The 22,310-nt window shown below is 71.2% G+C and carries 20 protein-coding genes and 1 pseudogene; 15 read left to right on the top strand and 6 right to left on the bottom strand.

Going from position 1 to position 22,310, the window contains the following annotated elements; genetic code table 11:
- Positions 1-4: 4 nt before the first annotated feature.
- Positions 5-733 carry an amino acid ABC transporter ATP-binding protein gene (locus H4W81_RS00425; protein ID WP_192772955.1) on the bottom strand — a complete coding sequence of 243 codons (729 nt, stop codon included), beginning with the start codon at positions 731-733 and terminating at the stop codon, positions 5-7.
- 103 nt (positions 734-836) lie between these two features.
- Between H4W81_RS00425 and H4W81_RS00420 the strand changes: the two genes are divergently transcribed.
- The gene (locus H4W81_RS00420) at positions 837-1,976 is read left to right on the top strand and encodes an ROK family protein (protein ID WP_225958366.1); all 1,140 of its coding nucleotides are present in this window, start codon (positions 837-839) and stop codon (positions 1,974-1,976) included.
- Positions 1,977-1,994: 18 nt separating this feature from the next.
- On the opposite strand, the gene H4W81_RS00415 is transcribed toward H4W81_RS00420, so the two are convergent.
- Positions 1,995-2,243, bottom strand: a complete 249-nt coding sequence (locus H4W81_RS00415) for an SCO4226 family nickel-binding protein (protein ID WP_192772954.1) — start codon at positions 2,241-2,243, stop codon at positions 1,995-1,997.
- 241 nt (positions 2,244-2,484) lie between these two features.
- Here H4W81_RS00415 and H4W81_RS00410 point away from each other — a divergent pair, with 241 nt between their 5' ends.
- Positions 2,485-3,627, top strand: coding sequence for an epoxide hydrolase family protein (locus H4W81_RS00410; protein WP_192772953.1), 1,143 nt, complete (start codon positions 2,485-2,487; stop codon positions 3,625-3,627).
- A gap of 348 nt (positions 3,628-3,975) precedes the next feature.
- Here H4W81_RS00410 and H4W81_RS00405 read toward each other — a convergent pair whose 3' ends face one another.
- Positions 3,976-4,749 (bottom strand): hypothetical protein, encoded by a 774-nt coding sequence (locus H4W81_RS00405; RefSeq protein ID WP_225958365.1) that lies wholly within the window; start codon positions 4,747-4,749, stop codon positions 3,976-3,978.
- A 169-nt stretch (positions 4,750-4,918) separates the two neighbouring features.
- Between H4W81_RS00405 and H4W81_RS00400 the strand changes: the two genes are divergently transcribed.
- From H4W81_RS00400 to H4W81_RS00365, 8 genes and pseudogenes are all read left to right on the top strand, one after another.
- A complete protein-coding gene (locus H4W81_RS00400) occupies positions 4,919-6,085 on the top strand; it encodes an esterase-like activity of phytase family protein (protein WP_225958364.1) in 1,167 nt (388 codons plus the stop codon).
- A 250-nt stretch (positions 6,086-6,335) separates the two neighbouring features.
- Positions 6,336-8,228 carry an ABC transporter ATP-binding protein gene (locus H4W81_RS00395; RefSeq protein WP_318781437.1) on the top strand — a complete coding sequence of 631 codons (1,893 nt, stop codon included), beginning with the start codon at positions 6,336-6,338 and terminating at the stop codon, positions 8,226-8,228.
- A 232-nt stretch (positions 8,229-8,460) separates the two neighbouring features.
- Positions 8,461-11,226 carry an early set domain-containing protein gene (locus H4W81_RS00390; protein ID WP_192772952.1) on the top strand — a complete coding sequence of 922 codons (2,766 nt, stop codon included), beginning with the start codon at positions 8,461-8,463 and terminating at the stop codon, positions 11,224-11,226.
- A 95-nt stretch (positions 11,227-11,321) separates the two neighbouring features.
- Positions 11,322-11,879, top strand: coding sequence for a TetR/AcrR family transcriptional regulator (locus H4W81_RS00385; RefSeq protein WP_192772951.1), 558 nt, complete (start codon positions 11,322-11,324; stop codon positions 11,877-11,879).
- Complete coding sequence (locus tag H4W81_RS00380) at positions 11,876-12,322, top strand: DUF6463 family protein (protein WP_192772950.1); 447 nt, start codon at positions 11,876-11,878, stop codon at positions 12,320-12,322. Before H4W81_RS00385 ends, H4W81_RS00380 begins: the two co-directional genes overlap by 4 nt.
- Before the next feature lie 63 nt (positions 12,323-12,385).
- A complete protein-coding gene (locus H4W81_RS00375; RefSeq protein WP_192772949.1) occupies positions 12,386-12,892 on the top strand; it encodes a methyltransferase family protein in 507 nt (168 codons plus the stop codon).
- 230 nt (positions 12,893-13,122) lie between these two features.
- Positions 13,123-13,392: pseudogene (locus H4W81_RS00370) on the top strand (alpha/beta hydrolase fold domain-containing protein); the annotation flags it as partial.
- 210 nt (positions 13,393-13,602) lie between these two features.
- Positions 13,603-15,447, top strand: coding sequence for a serine/threonine-protein kinase (locus H4W81_RS00365; protein WP_192772948.1), 1,845 nt, complete (start codon positions 13,603-13,605; stop codon positions 15,445-15,447).
- Position 15,448: 1 nt separating this feature from the next.
- Here the strand turns inward: H4W81_RS00365 and H4W81_RS00360 are convergent, their stop codons facing one another.
- A complete protein-coding gene (locus H4W81_RS00360; RefSeq protein ID WP_192772947.1) occupies positions 15,449-15,916 on the bottom strand; it encodes a GNAT family N-acetyltransferase in 468 nt (155 codons plus the stop codon).
- Positions 15,917-16,055: 139 nt separating this feature from the next.
- Between H4W81_RS00360 and H4W81_RS00355 the strand changes: the two genes are divergently transcribed.
- Genes H4W81_RS00355 through H4W81_RS00335 form a run of 5 tightly spaced genes read left to right on the top strand, consistent with a single transcriptional unit; the run spans position 16,056 to position 21,104 of the window.
- Positions 16,056-16,406, top strand: a complete 351-nt coding sequence (locus H4W81_RS00355; RefSeq protein WP_192772946.1) for a Zn-ribbon domain-containing OB-fold protein — start codon at positions 16,056-16,058, stop codon at positions 16,404-16,406.
- The gene (locus H4W81_RS00350) at positions 16,403-16,717 is read left to right on the top strand and encodes a VOC family protein (RefSeq protein WP_318781436.1); all 315 of its coding nucleotides are present in this window, start codon (positions 16,403-16,405) and stop codon (positions 16,715-16,717) included. Before H4W81_RS00355 ends, H4W81_RS00350 begins: the two co-directional genes overlap by 4 nt.
- On the top strand, positions 16,714-18,216 hold the full coding sequence (locus H4W81_RS00345) for a class I adenylate-forming enzyme family protein (protein WP_192772944.1): 1,503 nt from the start codon (positions 16,714-16,716) through the stop codon (positions 18,214-18,216). Before H4W81_RS00350 ends, H4W81_RS00345 begins: the two co-directional genes overlap by 4 nt.
- On the top strand, positions 18,206-20,368 hold the full coding sequence (locus H4W81_RS00340; protein ID WP_192772943.1) for an acetate--CoA ligase family protein: 2,163 nt from the start codon (positions 18,206-18,208) through the stop codon (positions 20,366-20,368). Before H4W81_RS00345 ends, H4W81_RS00340 begins: the two co-directional genes overlap by 11 nt.
- Positions 20,355-21,104, top strand: a complete 750-nt coding sequence (locus tag H4W81_RS00335) for a glucose 1-dehydrogenase (protein ID WP_192772942.1) — start codon at positions 20,355-20,357, stop codon at positions 21,102-21,104. The genes H4W81_RS00340 and H4W81_RS00335 overlap by 14 nt, the downstream gene beginning before the upstream one ends.
- Here the strand turns inward: H4W81_RS00335 and H4W81_RS00330 are convergent.
- Together H4W81_RS00330 and H4W81_RS00325 are read right to left on the bottom strand one after the other, a co-directional pair.
- Positions 21,098-21,325, bottom strand: a complete 228-nt coding sequence (locus tag H4W81_RS00330) for a hypothetical protein (RefSeq protein ID WP_192772941.1) — start codon at positions 21,323-21,325, stop codon at positions 21,098-21,100. The two genes, H4W81_RS00335 and H4W81_RS00330, sit on opposite strands and share 7 nt — an antisense overlap.
- Before the next feature lie 227 nt (positions 21,326-21,552).
- Positions 21,553-22,164: a PaaI family thioesterase gene (locus H4W81_RS00325; protein WP_192772940.1), complete on the bottom strand. Its 612-nt coding sequence runs from the start codon at positions 22,162-22,164 to the stop codon at positions 21,553-21,555.
- Positions 22,165-22,310: the final 146 nt, after the last annotated feature.

The raw sequence follows: 22,310 nt of genomic DNA, 5'->3' as shown, positions 1-22,310 counted from the left end.
GCGTTCAGTGAGTGAGTACCTTGGCCAGGAAGTCCCCGGCCCGGTCCGTCTGGGGGTGGTCGAAGAAGGCGGCGGGCGCGCCCTCCTCGACGATCTGGCCGTCGGCCATGAACACCACGCGGTCGGCCGCCCTGCGCGCGAAGCCCATCTCGTGGGTGACGACGACCATGGTCATGCCGTCGGCCGCGAGGCCGGTCATGACGTCCAGCACCTCGCCCACCATCTCGGGGTCGAGGGCGGAGGTGGGCTCGTCGAACAGCATCACCTTGGGCCGCATGGCCAGCGCCCGGGCGATGGCCGCGCGCTGCTGCTGACCGCCGGACAGCCGCCCGGGCAGCTTGTCCGCCTGCTCGCCGATCCCGACCCTGTCGAGCAGCTCGCGCGCGGTCTTCTCGGCCTCCGTACGGCTGACGCCGCGCACCTTCATCGGGGCGAGCGTGATGTTCTCCAGCACCGTCTTGTGCTGGAAGAGGTTGAAGGACTGGAAGACCATGCCGACGTCGGCGCGCAGCCTGGCCAGCTCGCGGCCCTCCAGTGGGGCGGGCACGCCGTCGATGACGATCTCGCCCTGCTGCGCCGTCTCGAGCCTGTTGAGACAGCGGCACAACGTCGACTTGCCCGAGCCCGAGGGGCCGATCACGACGACGACCTCACCGCGTGCGACGTGCAGGTCGATGTCGCGCAGCACGTGATGCTCGCCGAACCACTTGTTCAGCCCTCTTACCCGAATCATCCCAACTTCCTTCGATATCGAAGACAAGGCGGAACGTAATGGATGATTTCGCGGTAAGTCAACACGTTGTCGTACAAAGGTAAAGCGTGGTATTCATCTCCACATGTCGAGCAAAGAGCGGCTGCCCGTGACGGGGCCGCAGGGGGGATTGCTGCGGCTCGTCGCCACCGGCCAGGCCGAGTCACGCGCCGAACTGGCGCGGCTGTCCGGCCTGGCCGCCTCCAGCGTGTCGCTGCGCGTGGAGGAGTTGCTCGAGGCCAGGCTGCTGGTGGAGGAGGGGTCGGGCACCTCGCGCGGCGGGCGCAGACCGCGCCGGCTGCGGCTGGCGCCGAGCGCGGGCCTGCTGGCCGTCGCCGACCTCGGCGCCCATCATGTCCGGCTCGGCCTGCTCGACCTCAGCGGGGCGCCGCTCGCCGTACAGGAGAGAGCCTGTGACATAACGGCGGGCCCTGAGGCGGTGCTCGACTGGATGGCCGACGCCTTCGACGACCTCCTGCGCGCGCACGCCCCCACGGGCGTGCCGCTGCGCGGGGTCGGCACCGGCATCCCAGGGCCGGTCGATCCGGCCTCCGGGCGCGTGGTCGGCCCCTCCCGGATGCCCGGCTGGAACAACTACCCGGTCGCCGACCACCTCGGCGCCCGTTACGACCTGCCCGTGCTCGTGGAGAACGACGCCAACCTCATGGCCGTCGGCGAGGCCAGGTCATGGCCGGGCTCGGACAACCTCATGGTGCTCAAGGCGGGCACCGGCATAGGGTGCGGCGTGATCGTCAACGGCCGGCTGCACAGGGGCAGGGGCGCGGCGGGCGACATCAGCCACGTCAGGGTGCGCACCGACTCCTCGATCACGTGCGCGTGCGGTCACCCCGACTGCCTGGAGGCGTATGCCAGCGGCGCCGCGCTCATGTCCGCGCTGGCCGAGGCGGGGATCGCGGTGGAGCGGCCGGCCGACATCGTCGGCCTGGTCAACGACGCGGTGCCGGAGGCGACCAGCCAGGTCCGCACGGCCGGGCGGCTGATCGGCGAGGTGCTCACCGTGCTCGTCAACTTCTTCAACCCCGACGTGATCGCGGTCGGGGGCAGTCTCTCGGCGGCCGAGCCGCTGATCGCGGCGATCAGGGCGGCGGTGTACGAGCGCTGCCTGCCGCTCGCCACCCGCGACCTGGAGATCGCGCCCGCGCGCGCGGGACAGGACGCGGCGTTGCTGGGAGCCGGCGCGCTCCTGCTCGACGCCGTGCTCTGAGGCGCCTTACGCCGCCGGTCAGACGGTCAGCGGCACGCGGTGGATCTCGTCGGCGGGGTGACCGGCCCGCTGGTGGATGCGCTGGACGGCCTCCGCGTCAGGAGCCTCCGACAGGCAGTAGACCACGCCGTCGTCGGGGTCGGCCCACGCCCTCTCGAAGGCCACTCCCTCCTCTTCCTGTATCGCCAGGTCGGCGGCGTGTGCCTCTCGAAGCTGCTCGTCGGTGATGCCCACCATGCCGTGATGGACGTCCATGAACTTCGTCATGGCTTCCTCCTCAGGCGGCTGACCTGCCGGATCGTTCCCAGCGTAGATCGGGCCCGGACCGCCGGACCCCCAAAACTTCCTCAAATAGGCAGGGATCTCAGGCGTGTGTATACTCCTGCCTGTTGATCTACGCGAGGAGGTGAGCCCGATGTCCATGTTCGACCTTGTACGGGCGCTCCTCGCCGCTGTGTCTGTCTGACCGGCGGTTCAGGAGCGTCGAACACTCCTGAACGAAGGGATCATGGCAGTTACCGCTTTTCACATCTCCGTGCCCGACGACGTGCTCGACGATCTGCGCGCCCGTCTGCACCGCACCCTTTTCACCACCGCTTCCGACTCCACGTTCTGGGCGGCCGGAGTCGATCCCGGCTATCTGCGTGAGCTGGTCGCCTACTGGGCCGACGGCTTCGACTGGCGCAAGGCCGAGGCGGCGCTCAACGCCTTCCCCCACTACCGGGCCGAGGTCGCCGGGCGGCAGGTGCACTTCGTCCACCTGCGCGGGCGCCGTACCGAAGGCGGACCCGAGCCGCTGCCGGTGGTGCTGACCCACGGCTGGCCGAGCAGCTTCGTGGAGATGCTGCGGGTCGCGCCGCTGCTCACCGAGCCCGACGATCCCGCCGACGCCTTCGACGTGATCATCCCTTCGCTGCCCGGCTTCCTGTTCTCCGAGCTGCCGCAGGGGGTGTTCACCCGCAGGGGCGTGGCGGAGATCTGGCACTCGCTCATGACCGAGACCCTCGGCTACCGGCGCTTCGGCGCGTTCGGCGGGGACATCGGCGGCGGCGTGACGCAGTGGCTCGGCGCCCTGTACCCGGGTGAGGTGGCCGGAGTCCACACCACCTCCGCGGTGCTCACGACCGACTTCAGCGAGCGGCCCGCCACCGCCGAGGAGCAGGCCTACCTCGACGGCCTCGCCGAGTACGACGTGAGGGACCAGGGCTACAGCGAGATCATGTGGAGCCGGCCCGACACGATCGCCGCGGCCCTCATGGACTCACCCGCCGGTCTGGTCGCCTGGATCATCGACAAGTACCGCGACTGGAGCGACTGCGCCGGCGACCTGGAGACCCGCTGGGACAAGGACACGATCCTGACCGTGGCCACGCTCTACTGGGCCACCGGCTCGATCGGCTCGTCCTTCCGCCAGTACTACGACTACCCGCACAACCGGCCGGTCCCGACGATCACCGTGCCGGCGGCGATCACCCTGAGCAACGAGCCCGCCTACGCGAACCTGCCCAGGAGCCTGCCCGAACGGGTCTGCGCCGATCTGCGCCACTGGAGCACGCCCGGACGCGGCGGTCACTTCATGGCGCACGAGGAGCCCGAGCAGGTCGCCGACGAGCTCCGGACGTTCTTCCGCCCGCTGAGAACCGAAGGCTGACCCACCCCGCCGGAACCGGACGGCCACCCCTCGGCCGCCCGGTCCCCGCGGGCGAGCCCGACCCCCGGGGGTCTCGGCCGCCCGGTTTCCGCGAGTGGACCAGACCAACGGGGTTCGGCCGCCCGGCCCGCGCACGGCCACCGGCCGGCCGTTGACGGTGTGGTAGCGGGTGCGCTCGACGATGTTCTTGGCGAGGTCGAGCGGCGGGTGTATCCTCGCTCCCGGGCCTTCGAGATGGCCATAGTTTCTCGCCCTCGCTCCCCGAGATGAACACCGCCGATATCACCGAGAAAATGGTCGATCAGGGGCCCGTCGCCGAATTCTGGCGCATTTTCTCGCGGCCGCTCTTTACCCGCTCTTGGGCGTCGCCGGCCAGGCGTCAGGGGATCGGTAATGATTGCGGTGGCCCATTTCCAGGACCATGAGCAGCGGCGCGAGATGGGGGGTGTCCTCGGGGAGGTCCAGGCGCCGCAGGAGCGTGAGGGCGGCCTGGGGCTCGAGGCTGCCGTAGACGTCGTGGTAGCCGCCGAGGAGGCCCTTGAACAGGGCGAGGTGGAGGCCGGGAAGCGTGGCCACCGCCTGGTAGACGGGGTGCTTGATCTCCCACGGCACGGGACCCGAGATCTCCAGAACCCGCCGGACGCGGCGGGCCAGCGGGTCCGCGGTCAGCTCGTGGAGCCTGCCCTCGGTCCGCAGCGTCTCGACCTCGTCGCCCAGCACCTCGCCGAACGCGGCCGCCACCGTGTCGCGGTCCTCGAACCAGTCGACCCAGAGCGAGTAGGTGATCGGTTCGGCCGAGCTGGGAGCCTCCAGCCTGCGGCGGTATGCGGCCCACAGCGGTCCCGCCGCTCTCGGATCACCCGCCTTCGTCACGGCGAAGCCGATCTCGCACGTCACCCAGTAATCGTCGAGAAGGTCGAGGAGGCCGAGGGCGAGGCGCAGCCTGCCGTCCTGGTCGAGGCCGGGGTCCTCCAGCGCCAGGCTCGTCCACGTGTGGGCCACCTCGTTGGCCGTCAGCCGTTCGTCCGGCTCTTCGCCGCTGGTCCACGAGTCGTCGCCGACCTGTACCACGCCGTCCTCCGCCAGCCAGCTCCGCGCGTACTCCGCCATCTCCTCGTCCACAGACACAGTCTGGGCCACTGGCCAGCCGTCCGCAAAAAGCCCGATATTTCATTATCGGATGGCGGCGAGCAGATAAGGAGAACACCAATCACGATGACATTCCGTTGAATCTGCGATCTCATATTCCCGCCGGGCCCTCAGAGGCATTCACGGGAACAAGGAGAGCCATATGGCCAATTCGCGGAGAATGGCGGGAATTGCCGTCGCATTGACGACGGCCATCAGTCTCGGAATGGTCGGCGCGCTGCCGTCGACGGCGGCGTCCGCGCCACCGCGAGACCGGCGCGACGTGCAGATCACCCGCTTCCTCGGCGAGCAGCGCCTCCCGCACAGGATGCAGTTCGCGGGAACCACCGTGGGCGGCCTGTCCGGCATCGACAGGGACCCCCGCACCGACACCTGGTACTTCATCTCCGACGACCGCTGGCGCTACAACCCGGCCCGCTTCTACACCGGCCGCCTCGACATCGACAGGGCGACAGGAGAGTTCACCGGAGTGAGCGTCACCGGAGTCTCCACGCTCCTGCGTCCCGACTCCACTCCCTATCCCGGCTACGGTCAGCCCGAGTCCGCCGACCCCGAGACGATCCGCTTCGACCGGCGCAGCGGCCGGCTGCTGTGGGGCCACGAGGGCGACCGGCCCGACGCGAACAACCCCACCATTCCGGTGTCCGACCTGTTCGTCCGAAGGATCGACCGCGAGGGCAGACACCTTGGCGAGCTGCCCCTTCCCCGCAACCTCAGGATGACGACGACCACCAGCGGCCCTCGGCGTAACTTCGGGTTCGAGGGCCTGGCCCTCACGCCGCGCACCGTCGCCGCCATCGCGGAGGGCCCGCGCTACGAGGACGGCGAGCCGCCGACCGTCGAGCACGGGGCGCCCGCGCGCATCACCGTGTGGAGCCGCGCGGGCCGGCTGCTCGGGCAGTACGCCTACCCGATCGACCCGCTTCCCGCCGCGCCGGTCCCGCAGGGCGGCCACTCCGACAGCGGCGTCTCGGAGATCCTGGCGATCGACGACCACCGCTACCTCGCCCTCGAGCGGTCCTGGATCGAGGGCGTCGACTACCGCGTCAAGCTGTACGAGATCGACCTGCGCGGCGCCACGAACGTGCTGGGCAGGTACAGCCTGCTGACCCGCAGGCCGTACCGCGCGGTGAGCAAGCGCCTGGTCGCCGACCTGAGCTCGGTACGGCCGCCCGTGCAGAACCTGGAGAGCCTCGCCTGGGGGCCGCGCCTCGACACCGGCGAGTGCACGCTGGTGATCGGCTCCGACGACAACTTCGACAGCAGGGAGGTCACGCAGTTCCTGGCGTTCGCCGCGCGGGGCTGCTGACAGGCGGGGCGACGGGAGCTCCAGATCGTCCCGCTAGCACTCTCCCCTGAACTGGACAACCTTCCATATATCCAGCCACCACCCATCAAGCTGCCCACACTGGGGCCCTCCCGTCAAAACTGCCCCAACAAAGGAATGACACTGATAAAGATCCCATTTTGGGTGCTAGCGTCCATTTCAGAGAGCAAAAAGGGAGGGGGGCAAACATCATGACTCCTATGCAGCTCTTGCCAGTCCGCACCGACCACTGGTGGGGCGGGGGGTGGCGCTGTGGTCGCCGCCGCTTCTGGGGTGGTCGCAGATTCGGCTGCGGCTGTCGCAGGCGGTGGTGGTGGTAGCAACGCCGCGTGAGAGTCGGCGGGCCTCCCGCCGGCTCTCATTCACACGGGGGGCGAGCGGGGAACCGCTCGCCCCCTCCACGTCCATCCGTAAGACGTTCGCCGAGTTCTGGCCCGACACCAAGGGCCTGCGCTGGCTGTTCGTCCTGGGCATGGTGTTCGCGATCATGGCCGCGCTGTGCGAGGTCGCGGTGATCGCCCTGTTCGGTTACATCACCGACCAGGTGCTCACCACCGGAGACCTGAGCGCCTTCTGGGCTCCGGCGCTGAGCTGGCTCGGGCTGACCGCCGTGGCGGGCGTGGTCTCCTTCGCCGGTTCCTGGCTGACCTCGCTCGGCGCCGAACGCTTCCTGCTGTACCTGCGCGACCGGGTGTTCGGGCACGTCCAGCGGCTCACGCCCGACTACGTCGACAACAGGCGCCTGGGCGACCTCATGGCCAGGCTGACCGACGACCTCGAGGCCATCGAGGAGCTGGTCGGCTCCGGGCTCGTCAAGGCCTTCACCACTGTGGCCACCGTGGTCTTCTTCTCCGCGGCCGCGTTCTTCATCCGGTGGGATCTCGCGCTGGTCACCATGGCGCTGATCCCCGCCTTCCTCGTGGTCTCCAAGGTCTTCGCCTCCAGGTTCAGGACGGCGGCGGCCCGCGAGCGGCGCAGCAACGGCATGATGAACAGCGTCATCGAGGAGGGGCTGGCCAACCAGGCCCTGGTCCAGGCCTACAACCGGCAGGAGGCCGAGGCGCGTCACCTGCACAGGGAGGGGCGCACGTGGCTGCGGGCCAACATGACGCAGGCGTGGCTGGCCGGTCTGTACGGCCCCGCCGTCCAGGTGCTGGAGACCATCTGCCTGATCGTCATCATCGGCTTCGGCGCGTGGGAGATCTCCCAGGGCAGGCTCACCCTGGGCGGGCTGCTCGCCTTCGCCGCCTACCTGGCCTACCTCTATCCGGCCGTCCAGAGTCTCGGCGAGATCGCGCTCACGGTGTCGGAGGCGGCCGCGGGGTCCGACCGTGTCATCGAGGTCCTGCGCACCAAGCCCGCGGTCACCGACCGGCCGGGCGCGGTCGACCTGGTGGAGCGGGGCCCGGGGCGGATCGAGTTCGACTCCGTGGGCTTCACCTATCCGGGCCGCAGGCAGCCGGTCCTGCGCGGGCTGTCCTTCACCGTCGAGCCGGGCGAGGTGCTGGTGTGCACGGGGCCGAGCGGCGCGGGCAAGTCGACGATCACCAAGCTGCTGCTGCGCTTCTACGACCCCGACTCCGGCGCCATCCTGCTGGACGGCACCGACATCCGCGACCTGACCCGGCACTCGCTGCGCGACCATGTCACCGTCCTGCAGCAGGAGAGCCTGCTGTTCTCCGGAACCGTCAGGGACAACATCGCCTACGGCCGTCCGGAGGCGACGCAGGAGGAGGTGGTCCGCGCGGCCACTCTCGCGGGTGTGCACGACTTCGTCAGCGCCCTGCCCAAGAAGTACGAGACGCGGATCGGGGCCAGGGGGCGGCTGATCTCCGGCGGGCAGCGCCAGCGCATCGCGATCGCCAGGGCGATCCTGCGTGACACGCCCGTGCTGGTGCTCGACGAGCCGATGACCGGGCTGGACGAGAAGACCGCGGCCCGGATCATGGAGCCACTGGGCCGGCTCATGGAGGGCAGGACCACGATCCTCATCACCCACGATCTCCGGCACGTGCCGGTGGACGCCCGGGTCATCACGCTCGAGCCCGTCGCGCGCGCCGCACCCCTGCGGGTGCGGCACGCGAACAACCTCAGGCGCGGCAGGAGGTTCGCCACGGACGTGTGACCGGCGGGCGCTTGGCACCGCTGATGGGGGGCCGCCTTTCCCAGGGGAAGGCGGCTCCTGCCGTTCCGAGGCGTCTCATTTTTCGGGACTGATCGGATGGGCCGGAGTGCAGCGTCCCGCGCCCCCGCTTCACAAGCTGCTCTCACCAAATGCAACTCATTGCTAAATAGCACAAGCATCATCCATGATGCGAGAGTCACGGTGTGGAGTGCGCGAAGGTGAGGACGAGGCGATGGCTGGGTTACGGGCACGCGTGCGGCGCGCGGTCGCGGCGGTGGTGGCGGGCGCGACGACCCTCGCGCTGCTGGCGGCGCCACCCGCGGCCGCGCAGGGCGAGGAGCTCCTGCGCGCGGACTTCTCCGACGGCATGGCGGGATGGCGGGCCGTGACCGGATCCCTGTCGGAGTGGACGACGGCCGACGGCCACGCCACCGTGGACACCAGGGGGCAGACCTCCGGCCGCTACCTGACCGTCGACCCGAGGCTCGACCTGCCCGAGAGCTACGAGGTCAGCGCCCGCGTCAGGGTGGCAGCGACCTCCGGCGCGAGCAGCAGGCCGGTCAACCTCATCACCGACTGGGCCGACCCCGCCGACCTGCGCGCGGCCAACCTCGCCGCCCAGGTGCTGCCCGGCGGCGAGATCATGGTGGCCAGACCGCTGGCCACCACCACCGTCTGCTCGGGCCCCGGGCCGCTGGTCGTGCCGGGCGACTGGTTCGACCTCACCGTGCGCAGGGCCCGCGGCGTCGTCGTGGTCGAGATCGCGGGCGAGCGCGTGGCGAGCGTGGCGGCCCGCGACGGCTCGGGGACGATCGGCCTCGGCGTCTACCTGGCCAAGATCTCGATCGACTCCCTCGTCGTCCGCACGCTCCCGCAGATCCCGGCCGATCACCCCACCCAGCCGGCCGGCTGCTCGTGGAGCGCGGGCGGCAAGCTCGTGATGGTCAACCAAAGCGGCTACGACCTCGAGGGGCCGAAGCGGTTCACCGCGCCGAAGGCGGCGGACGGCACCGGCTTCACGGTCGTCGACGAGGGCGGCGCGGTCCGCTTCTCCGGCGCCGTCAGGGGCGGCGTCGGCGACTTCACCGCCTTCCGTCCCGCGGACGCGGGGCCGTACCGGGTGGTGGTGGAGGGCAGCGGGACCTCCTTCAACTTCGGCGTTGGGCCCGCGTGGACCTTCCGCGTCGCCTACCGGCGGGCGATCGAGTTCATGAGCGGCACCCGCTGCTACTTCGGCGACGCGGGCGTGTCATGGGCCGGGTTCAACGCCTCGCAGTGCGGCTGGAGCGTCATGTGGCGCGACGGCGACACCTACTCCTTCGAGATCCCCACGCTCGTCGACCTGTACGCGGCCAACCCTTCGGCCTTCGAGGGACTCCGCATCGACACGGCCGTGTACAAGGGCCTGCGCCATCCGCTGCCGGCCGACGCCCCGGAGATCGTCCGGTTGATCGCGTGGGGCGCCGAGATGCTGCTCGACGCCAGGGTCACCACCACCCTGTGGAAGGAGCAGCTCGCGGCCTTCCTCGCCGCCTACCCCGACCTGTCCCCCTGGGTGCCCCGGGCGCTCTACGAGGAGGTCCGCGACTACCTGTTCCCGATCTGGGGCCAGCAGCAGCGCGACAGGTTCAACTCCGTCTACGACTACACCGCGCACACCGGCGACCTGTTCCAGACCTACACCCAGCTCGGCACCGGCAAGGGCGAGTTCCCTCCGGGCCACTCCATCAGGCCGAACCTCGACATGTACGAGGTGGCGCTGCGCGAGGGCCGGGCGGACGCCGGCCGTTACCTGGCCGCCGCCGCGGCCAACGCGCGCTGGATCGTGGAGAACCTCGACTGGGCCGACCCGCGCACGACGAAGGGCCAGCGGCAGTCGGAGCACATCACCGTCCCGTCCCTGGTCAGGTTCCTGACCGAGTATCCAGGGGACGCCCCAGACGGGCTCCAGGCGAAGATCGAGGCATGGGCGCGCACCGCCGCCGACCGCTCGGGCAACCTCTGGGACTTCAGGAAGTACTCCGCCGACCGGTGGACGATCCCGTCGTTCAGCGGCGGTGGCGCCGGCACCGATCCGAACGAGACCGGCAACGTCGCCGGGTTCGCCGCTCCCGCGCTCGCCGCGGCCGGGGTCGTGCGCGACGCGGGCCTGGCCGCCAGGCTGCGCGAGATCGCGGCGGCCCACGTGGACAACATCTTCGGGCGCAATCCCACCGGCCGCCACGCCACCTACCGGGCGACCACGGAGCGGTGGGGCTTCGAGGGGGCCGACCTCGGCTGGTTCAGCGAGTACCAGGGCGGCGTCGGCATGCTCCAGGGCGTCCCCGGCGTGCTCGACGGCTCGCCGAAGAACGGGCACTACCCCTTCGACCCCACCGTGGGCAACATCGGTCACACCGAGGGCTGGGTCTCGTTCAACACCGCGTGGAACGCGTCCCTTGCCTGGCTGGCCGCCGACCGTACGGCGGTGCGCCTCCTCGACTCCGCGGGCGCGCCGATCACCAGGGCGCAGCCCGACTCCCCCGTCACCGTCGAGCTGACCGCGCCGCTCAACCTCGCCGCGGGGGCGCTCGACAGCGCGAAGGTCGAGGTCCGCGTCGGCGACGAGGTGGTGGAGGTGGCGGTGAAGGAGACCGCCCAGGACGCCACGACCTTCCGCGGCGTGATCACGCCCGCGCAGCTGGGCGCGGCGCCCGGTGAGGTGCTCGTCGCCTCCTACGGGCACGGCGACTTCGCCCGCTCGGCCCGGGCGCCCGTGACCGCGTGCGCAAAGGACCCCGAGGACACGGTCGTCGTCGCGGGCGCCGACACCGGCGTGCCCAACGCCGAGGACGCGCAGGGGTGCTCGGTGGCCCAGCGGCTCGGGCTCGACCGGACCTGGCCCGACCACGGCAGCCTGGTCTCCTACGTCGCCCGCGAGTCGCGCGGACTGGTCGGCGAGGCGCTTCTCACCGCGGCGCAGCGGGCGACGCTGATCTCCACGGTCGCCAGGAGCTGACCGGGAACTGAGTGCACCTTCCAGACCGTTCACTTCGAGATCCCCCTGGCGGCCTCCTGATCGTCCATACCATTCCGTATGGTACGGACGGCGACATGGCGAGCAAACGCGACTGGCTGGAAGCGGGCCTGACGGTCCTGAGCGAGGAGGGCGCGCCGGCGCTGACCATCGAGCGGCTGTGCGCCCGGCTCAACCTGACCAAGGGCTCCTTCTACCACCACTTCAGGGGCATGGCCGGGTTCAAGACCGACTTGCTCAAGCACTTCGAGGCCGAGCACACGGGGCGCTACATCGACGGTGCCGAGAGCGCGGGAGCCTCCGCCCAGGCGAAGCTGGACCACCTGGCCAACCTGGTGCTCGATGACAAGGGCGCGAGCTATGACCTGGAGATCGCCGTGCGCGCGTGGGCGCTGCAGGACACCGAGGTCCACGCGCTGCAGCGACGGGTCGACCAGCTCCGCGTCGACTACGTGCGCTCGCTGTGGCGGGAGCTCGGCGGCCGCGAGGCCGAGGCCGAGCCGATGGCGCGCCTGCTCTACCTGGTACTCGTCGGGGCCCAGCAGGTGGTCCCGCCCGTCCCCGCCGACGAGCTGCGGGAGATCTACGCACTGGCCCTGCGCCTGATGCCCGAGGAACGGAGGCCGACCGAATGAACGGACTGACCCGCTGGGTGCCCCGGCTGATCATCGCGACCGCGCTGCTCCACTTCGTATGGGCGTTCGCCCAGCCCAACTCGTGGGCGGTGATCGCGAGAGAGGGCTTCTTCAGAACCAACGTGGACACCGAGGCGCCCGACTACTTCGTGCACGAGGCGACCATCTGGTTCATGGCCTCCGGCGTCGCGCTCCTCGCCATCGGCACACTCGCCCAGCACGTGGCGCGGACGACGGGCCGGCTGCCCGCGCAGGTGGGGTGGTACATGCTGATCATCGGCGTGCCGCTGTCTGTCATCTACTTCCCCGTGACGGGCAGCTGGCCGCTGCTCGTCATCGGCGCGCTGGGCCTGGTCGCCGCCCGCCGTCCAGGCGCCCCCTCCAGGAGCGCGCCGCGCGCGGCCAGGATCGCTGACACGAGGGCAGGGACCACGTCCGATTGACCCCCTTTCGACGCCGACTTAAACTCATCACATAGTGAATTTCGGCGTTGGACAGGTGGTCTCATGCGCAAGACACCCGCGGCCGTCATCAGCACCGTCTTCTTCGCCGTCGCGCCCGGCACCGTCGCCGTCCTCGTCCCATGGTGGATCACCGGCTGGGAGCCGCGCGCCCCGCTGCCCGCGTGGGCGATGATCCCGCTCAGGGCCCTCGGGGCGCTCCTGGTCCTGGCCGGGCTGGCGGTCCTGGTCAACGCGTTCGTGCGGTTCGTGGTCGAGGGGTTCGGCACGCCGATCCCCCTCGCGCCGCCCGAACGGCTGGTCGTCGGCGGCCTCTACCGGCACGTGCGCAACCCCATGTACGTGGCCGTCTTCGCGGCGGTCATCGGGCAGGCGCTGCTGCTCGGCCAGCCCTCGCTGCTGCTCTACGTCGCGGTGCTGGCGATCCCCGTCGTCTCGTTCGTCCGCTGGTACGAGGAGCCGACACTGCGGACGAAGTTCGGCCCCGACTACGACAGGTATCGCTCGCAGGTGCCGGGCTGGTGGCCGCGCCTGCGGCCGTACCAGCCCTGACCCGAACACGAGACTCGCGACGTCCACGCTGCTGGGCCTGGCGGAGCTGCCGGTGCCCGCCGCCGCCGAGGGGCGCGGCGTGCCGGCGGACGGCAGGCGCGAACTGCTGCACGGCGAGCACGTGGAGCACGTCATGTCCATGGCGGGCAGCGTGCACTGGCTGACCGACGGCCGGTGGAAGTCGTGTGGCGCAGCGGCGACGGCCGCGAGCAGCTCTTCGCCCCGCGTGACCGCTGCGCGCCGGGCTCGACGACCTCAGGGGGCTGCCACCCGCGCTCGTGTTGACCGGCGAGGCCGACGTGCTGCGCGACGAGGGCGAGGCCTGTGCCGCCAAGCTGCGCGAAGCGGGTGTGCCCGTCACGGCGATCCGCTTGCAGGGGATCGTGCACGACTTCATGATGGTCGACCTGCTGCGCGACACGCATGCCAACCAGGCGGCGCTGGAGATCTCCACCGCCTTCATCCGCAAGCTCCTCGGCACCGACACTGTCGTTCGCTGAGAACTCCCCCAGCTGAGGACGACAGCACCATGGACGACGAGAAGGTGCTCCGCGCCACCTCGGCGCCCGCGGTGGCCAGGCCCAGCCGTCCGGTCGAGACCACCAGGTCCGGCTACGGAGCGTCATTCTCGTTTACGTTTGGCGAAATAGTGTGACTCGTGACAACCGGAACCCCGGGTGAGACCGTCGAACCATTGAGCACGCGCGCGCATGGGGGCTGGATTGGTTCCGGGTTACCGCGAAGTACGTCAGCTGGGCGCCGGCCGTACGGGCCGGGTGTTCCTCGCCACCTACCAGTCCACGGGCGCCTACGTGGCGATCAAGTACCTGAACGCGACGCTGCGCAGGGACGAGGAGTTCATGGCCCGCTTCCGGGCCGAGACGCCGGGCCTCGTGGAGATCGACGATCCGAACGTCGTGCGGTTCTACGAGTACGTCGAGACCCCGACCAGGACCGCTGTGGTGATGGAGCTGGTCGACGGGGTGTCGCTGCGGACGATCCTGTCCGAGCACCGGCGGACCAGCCCCGAGGCCGCCCTGGCGGTGCTGAAGGGGACGCTGCTCGGGCTGGCCGCCGCCCACGAGCGGGGCATCGCGCACAGGGATGTGAAGCCGGAGAACCTACTGGTCCAGGCGGACGGCACCAGCAAGCTGGCCGACTTCGGCCTCGCGGTGCACGTCGAGGAGCCAGGGGTGCCGGCGGGCAGCCCGCCGTACATGGCGCCCGAGCTGTGGACGCAGGGGACGGCGGGCGTGCTGGCCGACCTGTACGCGGCGGCCTGCGTGCTGTTCGAGTGCGTCACGGGGCGGCAGCCGTACCGGGCGCCCGACGTGGCGGCGCTGCGCGACAAGCACCTGGTGGAGCCGGTGCCGGTGGAGGTGGTTCCCGAGGCGGTGCGCGAGCTGTTACGGCGCGGGCTGGCCAAGGATCCCGCTGGACGGCCCCGCTCGGCCAGGGAGTTCGTCGCCGAGCTCGAGGTGGCCGCGGTCGCCGGGTACGGCGCGGAGTGGGAGAAGCGGGGGCGTAGGCACCTGGGCGAGCTGGCGACGCTGCTCGCGCTGCACTACCCGCTGGCCAACCCCGCTTCCCCGCAGGAGGCGCCGGTCAGGGGCACGCTGGCCAGGCGGTGGCGGATGCCCAGGCTGCCGCCGCACCTGTGGATCGCGGGCGGCGCGCTGGCCGCGACGCTGATCGCGCTGCTGCTCAGCGGCGGGCGGCTGCCCCCCGGCCCCGGCACTTTCCTCGCGCCTCCGCCGAAATCCCCCTTCGAGCTGGGGGCCACCCCCGTCAACTCGAAGCCCGCGGCGACGGCGACCAGACGCCCCGTCCCCCAAGCGCCGAGAAGCACGGCGCCGCCGACGAGCGCGGCGCCCAGAACCACGCCCAGGACGACACCCAGGCTGACAACGCCCAGGCCGACAACGCCCGGGAACACGGCGCCGCCTCCGCCCGCTCCCTCCCCCACCACGACGTCCGGGAGGGCGGCCGCGCTGTCGCCCGCGGTCAAGTCGGCCGACATCGTCGGCTGGAGCGGGTCGGCGGGCGCGGTGAAGGTGGCCGCCGAGGGCACGGGCCCGGTGCGGCTGCGCGTCAGCTACACCCGCAGGGACGGCGACGGCCCCGCCCGCACCCTCCACGAGGAGGTCAAGGAGCTGTCGGGCAAGACCGCCTACACCGTTCCGGTGCTGCGCGACCTCGGCCCGGTGGCGTGCGGGAAGCGCGCCCACTTCGGGCTCATCGTGCAGACCGAGCGGGCGGCGGCCAACGGGCCGCAAATCTCCGAGGTGCCGGTGGACGGCCCGCCGTGCGAGAGCCCGTCCGCCGGCTCGTCGGCCCCGACGTCCTCGTCCACGACCGCCGGCGCCACCCCGCCCGCCTCCTCGTCTTCGACCACGGCGCCCGCCGCTGTTCCCGACCCGCCCTCGACCGCCCCCGCGCCGAAGCTGACCTCCGAGCCACCCGAGGCACCCACCGGGGAGCCCGAACCCGACGGGAACCCGACCCACCAGGGCGCTCCTGAGGGAGGCGACCTGCCCCGGCAGGAGGACTCCTAGGTCAGTTCCCGCGAGGCCATCGCCAGGCCGGGACCGGGTCGCGCACCATGAATACGTCCACCTCGTCCTCGGTCTCAACCGTGAACCCGTGCCGCTCGTACAACCGGCGGGCCGAACTGCCCTGCAGCACGTTCAGTCGGACCGCGGCGGCTTCGCGGTCGCACCGTTCCAGCAGCCTGCTCAGTACGGCAGAACCGATGCCCCTGCCTTGCAAACCGGGGTCCAGGTAGAAGTGCTCCAGCCAGTAGGTGTCCTTCGCCGGCCGCAGCGCCACGCACCCGGCCAAGGCGCCACCCACCTCGATCATCCAGGTGTGTGCCGGCGTGAACCCGTCCCGCAGTCGCTGCCGCACACGCTGCGCGTCGTACCGTCCGAGCCGCATGAGGTCCGGCCTCAGCACCGCAGCCCGCAACTCGGCCACCGCCTCGACGTCCGCCACCGAAGCCGGCCGAAGTTCCCAGTCCGCCACGATCGTGATGTTATCGCCCCTGGACTCCCGCCGATCCCGAGAAGTCTCCTACCAGGCGATCCGAGCAGTTGATCGTTTTGCCAGACAGACCGTGGCCCGCTCTTGTGACCCAACCAAGCGTGCGCTAGCTTGGCAGGCGATGGACGCCTACTGGGCCGCCTGCGCGCGCGGCGAGTTGGTCATTCAACGATGTACGGCCTGCGAGCGCCGCGTGCACCTGCCCGCCGTCGAATGCCCCTGGTGCGGCGGTGCCGACCTCCCCTTCGAGCCGGTCAGCGGCGAAGGCGTCGTGCACACCTTCACCGTGGTCCACCGCTCGTTCGTCAAGGGGTTCAGCGGGCGGGGGCCGTACGTGCTGGCCTGGGTGGACCTGCCGGAGGGGGCGCGCGTGCTCGGCCAGGTGGTGGACTGCCCGCCCGAGCGGGTGCGCATCGGCATGCCGGTCCGGGTGACGTTCCGCGACGAACTACCGCAATGGAGGCCCGGGTGAACGTATTCATCCCCGTGGACGACGTCGGCAAGGCGATCGAGTTCTATGGGCTGCCCGTGAGATTCAGGGACGGCGACCGGTTCGCGTTGCTGGAGGGCGGCATCGGGCTGGCGGGACCCGACGAGCACCTGACCGACGCCACCGCCGTCTGCCTCAAGGTGGCGGACGTGGCGCCGGCCGTACGGGATCTGCTGGACAGGGGCGGCGCGCTGGTGCGCGGCCCCGAGGCCGGCCCGCACGAGACGCGCGCGGTCCTGCGCGACCCCTCTGGAAACCTCTTCGTGCTCTACTCCTCAGGAGGTTCTCGATGACGCCCTACGGCAACTACGGCCACGCGCTCCTGACCGCGGGGGCGGCGAGAACCCCCGGCCAGGTCGCGCTCACCTACTGCGGCGCGCAGAGCTTCACCTACGTCGAGCTGAACAGGCTGGTCAACCGGCGCGCGCACGCGCTGCTCGCGGCGGGCGTCCGGCCAGGACAGCGGGTCGCGGCGCTGCTGAACGAGACGTTGCGGGTGGCCGAGGTCTACCTCGCGCAGGCCAAGATCGGCGCGATCACCGCGGCGCTCAACCCGTACTGGCCCGTGGAGACGCTGCGCGCGGTGGTCGCCGCCTCGGGGTGCACGGCCTTCGTCCACGACGCCACCGTGGCGCACGTCGTCGAGGCGATCAGGCCCTCGCTGCCGGAGATCACCACGTGGATCTCCGCCGAGGAGCTCGACTCCGCCGAGGAGGGCGAGCCCCCTCTCGGCGCCTTCTTCGACGATCCGCTGGCGCTCTACTACACCTCGGGCACGACCGGGCTGCCCAAGCCCGTCGTCCACACGCACGCCTCGTCGCTGGCCACCGCGCAGATCTGGCTGGACGTGCCGCGCGCACCCGACTCGGTGTTCGGCACCGGCGCGATCATCTGGGGCATCGGCTTCCCCGCGATCGTCGGCCCGGCGCTCTACGCCGGGATGCGGCTGGTCCTCGAGCAGGACTGGGGCCCGGCCAACTTCCTCAAGGTCGTCCCGCGGGAGAAGGTCACCCACGTCTCGCAGATCCCCTCCTTCTACGCGGCGCTGCTCGGCGACTCCGCCCATGAGCCCGTGGACCTGTCGTCGATCAGGGTCATCATGCTCGGCGGCGAACCGCTGACCGCCTCCCTGCTGTCCAGGATCAAGCAGCGGTTACCAGAGGCGGGCGTCTACTCCTACTACGGCCAGACCGAGGCCCCCTACACCTGCATGGGCAGGGTGGACGACGGCTCCACTCCGCTCGGCGCCTCGGGACGGGCCCGCACCGGCTGCGCGGTCGCCGTCACCGACCCCTCGGGCGCGCGCGTCGTCGACACGATCGGCGAGATCAACCTGGCCGGGCCGCACCGGATGGCCGGCTACGACCTGCTGCCCGACCAGACCGCCGAGGTGCTGCGCGGCGAGTGGTACGTCGGCGGCGACCTCGGCACCGTGTCGGCCGACGGCGTGCTGCGGGTGCTCGGACGGCGCGAGGACGCGATACTCAAGGGCGGCGTCTGGACCCAGCCCGCCGCGGTCGAGGAGGCGGCCACCGCGCTCGACTCCGTGGCCGAGGCCGGCGCGGTGGGGGTCGGCGACGGCCGGATCCTGCTGGCGGTGGTGCCCAGGGCCGGGCAGACGCTCGACTCCGCCAAGATCGCGCTGGCGCTGTCGGACACGCTGCCACCCCACCAGCAACCCGACGTGATCGTGGTCGCCGAGTCGCTGCCGCACTTCGAGGACGCCTCAGGCGGTCCTGGCAAGCTGCTGCGGCGCGAGATCCGAGAGATGTACCAGCACCTTGTGGACTGAACACGAGGTCAAGGAGCTGCTCAGGGAGGCGGGCATCCCGGTGCCGCGCGGGGTGCCCGACCCCGCGCTCGCCGGCACGCTGACCCCTCCGCTGGTGCTGAAGGCCGCGGGCCTGCTGCACAAGTCCGACGCCGGAGGGGTGCGGCTCGGCCTGACCCACGACACGCTGGACGCCGCCGTCGCCGAGATGCGCGAGCGCCTCGGCGACGGGTTCCTGGTGGAGGAGCAGGCCCCCGAGGGGGTCGAGCTGATCGCCGGACTGGTCCGCGACCCCGGCTTCGGCCCGGTCCTGCTGGCGGGCCTCGGCGGGGTGTGGACCGAGGCGCTGCGCGACACCGCCCTGCGCCTCTGCCCGATCTCCGAGACCGACGCGAGCCGCATGCTGGCCTCGCTGCGCGGCGCTGCCCTCCTGTACGGCTACCGCGGCCGGCCCGCCGTCGACGTGGACGCCGTCGTGAAGCTGCTGATGACGCTCGGCGGTCCCGGCGGGCTGTGGGAGCGGCTGGAACTGGGCGAGTTCGAGCTCAACCCGGTGATCGCCACGCCGTCGGGGGTGATCGCGGTGGACGCCCGTTATGTCCCCTCGCCCTCCCCGCCCACGGCCGCTCCGCGCGCCGCGTCCGACTTCACCCCGCTGTTCGAGCCGCGACGGGTGGCCGTGGTGGGCGCCTCCACGAGCCGGCCGAACTTCGGGAACATGTTCCTCGAGTTCTACCGCGCGGCGGGGAGACCGGTGGTGGCCGTCCATCCGACGGCGGCCTCGATCGGCGGGGTGCCCGCGGTCCCCTCGCTCTCCTCGGCGGACGTGGACTACGCGCTGGTCGCGGTGCCCGCCGCCGCCTGCGCCGAGGTGGTACGGCAGGCGCGCGGCGTGCCGTACACGCAGGTCATGAGCGGCGGGTTCGGTGAGGCGGGGCGGGCGGACCTGGAGGAGGCGCTGGTCGCGGCGGCCCGTGAGGCGGGGACGCGGCTGCTCGGGCCGAACTGCATGGGCGTCTACTGCCCGCGGGGACGGCAGACGTTCGTGGGCGGCGGCGTGGGGCCCGCGGGGAGCGTCGCGCTGATCTCGCAGAGCGGCGGGCTGGCCGGTGAGGTGATCAAGGTGGGAGAGCGTCGCGGGCTGGCGTTCAGCAGGGTCGCCACTCTCGGGAACGCGACCGACGTCACTCCCGCCGAACTGCTCGGGTGGCTCTCCGCCGACCCCTCGACCTCGGTGGTCGGGCTGTATCTGGAGGATCCCCGTGACGGCCGCGCCCTCTTCTCCGCACTGTCGGCGTGCCCGCTGCCGGTGGTGCTGCTGGTCGGCGGGCGCAGCGGCCAGGGCCGCCGGGCGGCCGCGTCCCACACAGGGGGGATGGTGAGCGACGCGCGGATCTGGCAGGCCCTCGCCGACCAGACCGGCGCCACCCTCGTGACCACCCAGGACGCCCTCATCGCCACCCTCGCCTACTTCCAGGCCCACACCCCCCGCCTCCCCTCCCCCTCCCCCGAAGACCCCGGCACCGCCGCCCCGGCGGCCGGGCAATCCCCCAAGGACCCCGGCCCCTCTCCCACCCGAGCGGCCCCGGTCTCTCTCGAGGGCCCCACCCCCGGCACCGCCGAACCGGGCCGCGAGGAGGCTGGGCGGCGGATGGCCGGGGTGCTGGTGGTCGGTCCCAGTGGCGGCGCCGGCGTGCTCGCCGCCGACGCGTTCGACGACGCGGGCCTCACCCTCGACCCACTCCCCGGCGACGTGCTCGACGACCTCAGGGCGCTCGGTCTCGGCGTGGGCAGTTCGCTGGCCAACCCCCTGGAGGTCCCCGTGGGCCCCAGGAGCCGGCCCGGCCTCGTCAAGGACGTGATCGCCGCGATCACCCGGCGCCTGCCGTACCAGGACGTGGTCGCGCACGTGAACGTGCAGAGCTTCTTCACCTACGGCACCGCCGCCGACCCCCTGCTCGACTTCGCCCGCCACCTCGGCAAGGCGCAGGCCGGCGGCGGCAGGGTCACGCTGGTCACCAGGAACGGCGAGTTCGCCCCGCCCGGCGTCGAGGACGAGGTCAGGGCGATCGCGGCCGGAGCCGGGATACCTGTCTACCGAACCATGGAGGCGGCCGCGATCGCCGTCGCCGCCGGTCAACGTTTCTGCGGAGGCACCGATGGGACTGCTTGACGGCAAGGTCGCGCTGATCACCGGCGGCGCGCGGGGCATGGGCGAGGCGCACGTGCGGCTGTTCCTGGAGGAGGGCGCGCGGGTCGTCTTCGGGGACGTGCTCGACGACGAGGGGAAGGCGCTGGCCGAGGCGACCGGCGCGACCTACGTGCGGCACGACGTCAGGAGCGAGGCCGAGTGGGGACGCGCGGTCGACACCGCCGTCGAGACGTACGGCAAGCTCGACATTCTGGTCAACAACGCCGGAATCATTAAATTTCGCAGAATCGGAGAGATGTCACTGGCCGACTTCGAGCAGGTCGTGGACGTCAACCTCAAGGGCACCTGGCTGGGCGTGAAGTCGGTCATCGAGCCGATGAAGGCGGCGGGACGGGGCGCGATCGTCAACATCTCCTCCATCGAGGGCTTCATCGGCGCGGCGGGCCTGTCCGCCTACGCGGCCTCGAAGTTCGGCGTGCGCGGCGTCACCAAGGCCGCCGCCCGAGAGTTGGCCCCCTTCAAGATCCGCGTCAACTCGGTCCACCCCGGCGCGATCAACACCTCGATGGCGACCGACCCCGATCTCATGGCCGGGGTCGACGGCGAGGCGTTCGTGAAGTCGATGGTGATCAAGCGCTTCGCCAAGCCGGTCGAGGTCTCGCACGTGGTGGCGTTCCTCGCCTCGGACCGGTCGAGCTACTGCACGGGCAGCGAGTTCACCGTGGACGGGGGCCTGCTGACCGGCGCGGGTTACTGACGCGCCGCCGTACCGCCTGAGGCCTTGACCTCCGGGACGGCCAGGCCGGCCCGCCCTCCTTCGGCGAGGAGGAGGTGGCAGTGGCCGGACGACGCGACACCGTCGAGGGTGGGCGCCTGGGCCGGCCAGGCGACCTCGACGGGCGCGGCGCGGCCCACGAGGCCGCCGGAGAGCGCCTGGGCCAGCACGATGAGCGCGATGGTGCCGTAGAGGATCTTCACTTTGGGTTAGACCCACAGGACACGCCAACGGTTGGTAACGATCTGAAAACGCCCGGTGACCGGACGCCTCTCACGGTGGGGCGACTCCCGGAAGCCCGAATCCGCAGGCGATGTGGTCTCCGAGACCCCTCAGGAGGATGGCCACGTCCGGCCGCCCGCCGTACGGGCGCGTCGAGCATGGGAGACGACCCGCGTCCGGGCCGCCCGTCGCACGCAGGCTCAGGGCTTCACCCGCCGATCCACGCGGATGGGGTGATGAACAGCCCCGTGGCCTCGACGAGCGCCTCGCCGTCCGGTAGGGAGAGCCTGCCCTCCGCCCAGGTCTTGCGTCCCTCGGTGCGGGTGTACTCCGCGGTCGCCACCAGCGGCGTGCCGTACGGCACCGGCCTGCGGTAGCGGACGGTGAGCGTGCCCGTCATTCCCGCCGAGCCCGCCGCGGCGACGGCCTGGCCGAGCAGGTGGTCGAGGATCATGGCGCTGATCCCGCCGTGGACCCCGCCGGGCGGGCCCTCGTGCAGCGGCCTGAACTCCACCTCGGCCCGCACCCCACCGTCGCGTACCTCGATGACCAGCGGGAGGGCATGCGGGTTGGCGCCACCGGTGACGGCGTTGCCGAGATGCCGCAGCGTGCCGTCAGGGGCGATCTCGAAGGGCTGAGGGGTCTGGCGGACGGCCGCTCGCAGCTGCTCGGTGACGGCGATGAGCGCGGCGGTGGCGGCGGTGAGGTCGTCCTCTCCGACATCGGTCAGCGCGACCGCGTCCATCAGGTCACGGGTCTGCTGGGCAAGAGCGCAGAGGGCGGCGAGGCGGGATTCCTCGGTGCCGAGTTCGACCGACATGCGGGACACCCTACCGAACCCTATTCGGTAGATCTTTTCCGGATATGTCGGGGTTTGGGAGATATTTCTGGAAGCCTCTTGACCTGCGTTTTCACTGGGCGCACCCCCTTGGGATTCCCTTGGCACGGTCTTGACCTGCCCTTTTC

Source organism: Nonomuraea africana (assembly GCF_014873535.1).
Lineage (GTDB): Bacteria > Actinomycetota > Actinomycetes > Streptosporangiales > Streptosporangiaceae > Nonomuraea > Nonomuraea africana.
Note: the sequence above shows the minus strand (reverse complement) of the source record. Positions and strands in the feature narration are given on the sequence as shown.

What these genes read in the sequence shown, in the direction of transcription:
- H4W81_RS00425 (WP_192772955.1), bottom strand. Translation starts at nt 733, where the DNA reads ATGATTCGGGTAAGAGGGCTGAACAAGTGGTTCGGCGAGCATCACGTG.
- H4W81_RS00420 (WP_225958366.1), top strand. Translation starts at nt 837, where the DNA reads ATGTCGAGCAAAGAGCGGCTGCCCGTGACGGGGCCGCAGGGGGGATTG.
- H4W81_RS00415 (WP_192772954.1), bottom strand. Translation starts at nt 2,243, where the DNA reads ATGACGAAGTTCATGGACGTCCATCACGGCATGGTGGGCATCACCGAC.
- H4W81_RS00410 (WP_192772953.1), top strand. Translation starts at nt 2,485, where the DNA reads ATGGCAGTTACCGCTTTTCACATCTCCGTGCCCGACGACGTGCTCGAC.
- H4W81_RS00400 (WP_225958364.1), top strand. Translation starts at nt 4,919, where the DNA reads ATGGCCAATTCGCGGAGAATGGCGGGAATTGCCGTCGCATTGACGACG.
- H4W81_RS00390 (WP_192772952.1), top strand. Translation starts at nt 8,461, where the DNA reads ATGGCTGGGTTACGGGCACGCGTGCGGCGCGCGGTCGCGGCGGTGGTG.
- H4W81_RS00385 (WP_192772951.1), top strand. Translation starts at nt 11,322, where the DNA reads ATGGCGAGCAAACGCGACTGGCTGGAAGCGGGCCTGACGGTCCTGAGC.
- H4W81_RS00380 (WP_192772950.1), top strand. Translation starts at nt 11,876, where the DNA reads ATGAACGGACTGACCCGCTGGGTGCCCCGGCTGATCATCGCGACCGCG.
- H4W81_RS00375 (WP_192772949.1), top strand. Translation starts at nt 12,386, where the DNA reads ATGCGCAAGACACCCGCGGCCGTCATCAGCACCGTCTTCTTCGCCGTC.
- H4W81_RS00365 (WP_192772948.1), top strand. Translation starts at nt 13,603, where the DNA reads ATGGGGGCTGGATTGGTTCCGGGTTACCGCGAAGTACGTCAGCTGGGC.
- H4W81_RS00355 (WP_192772946.1), top strand. Translation starts at nt 16,056, where the DNA reads ATGGACGCCTACTGGGCCGCCTGCGCGCGCGGCGAGTTGGTCATTCAA.
- H4W81_RS00345 (WP_192772944.1), top strand. Translation starts at nt 16,714, where the DNA reads ATGACGCCCTACGGCAACTACGGCCACGCGCTCCTGACCGCGGGGGCG.
- H4W81_RS00335 (WP_192772942.1), top strand. Translation starts at nt 20,355, where the DNA reads ATGGGACTGCTTGACGGCAAGGTCGCGCTGATCACCGGCGGCGCGCGG.
- H4W81_RS00325 (WP_192772940.1), bottom strand. Translation starts at nt 22,164, where the DNA reads ATGTCGGTCGAACTCGGCACCGAGGAATCCCGCCTCGCCGCCCTCTGC.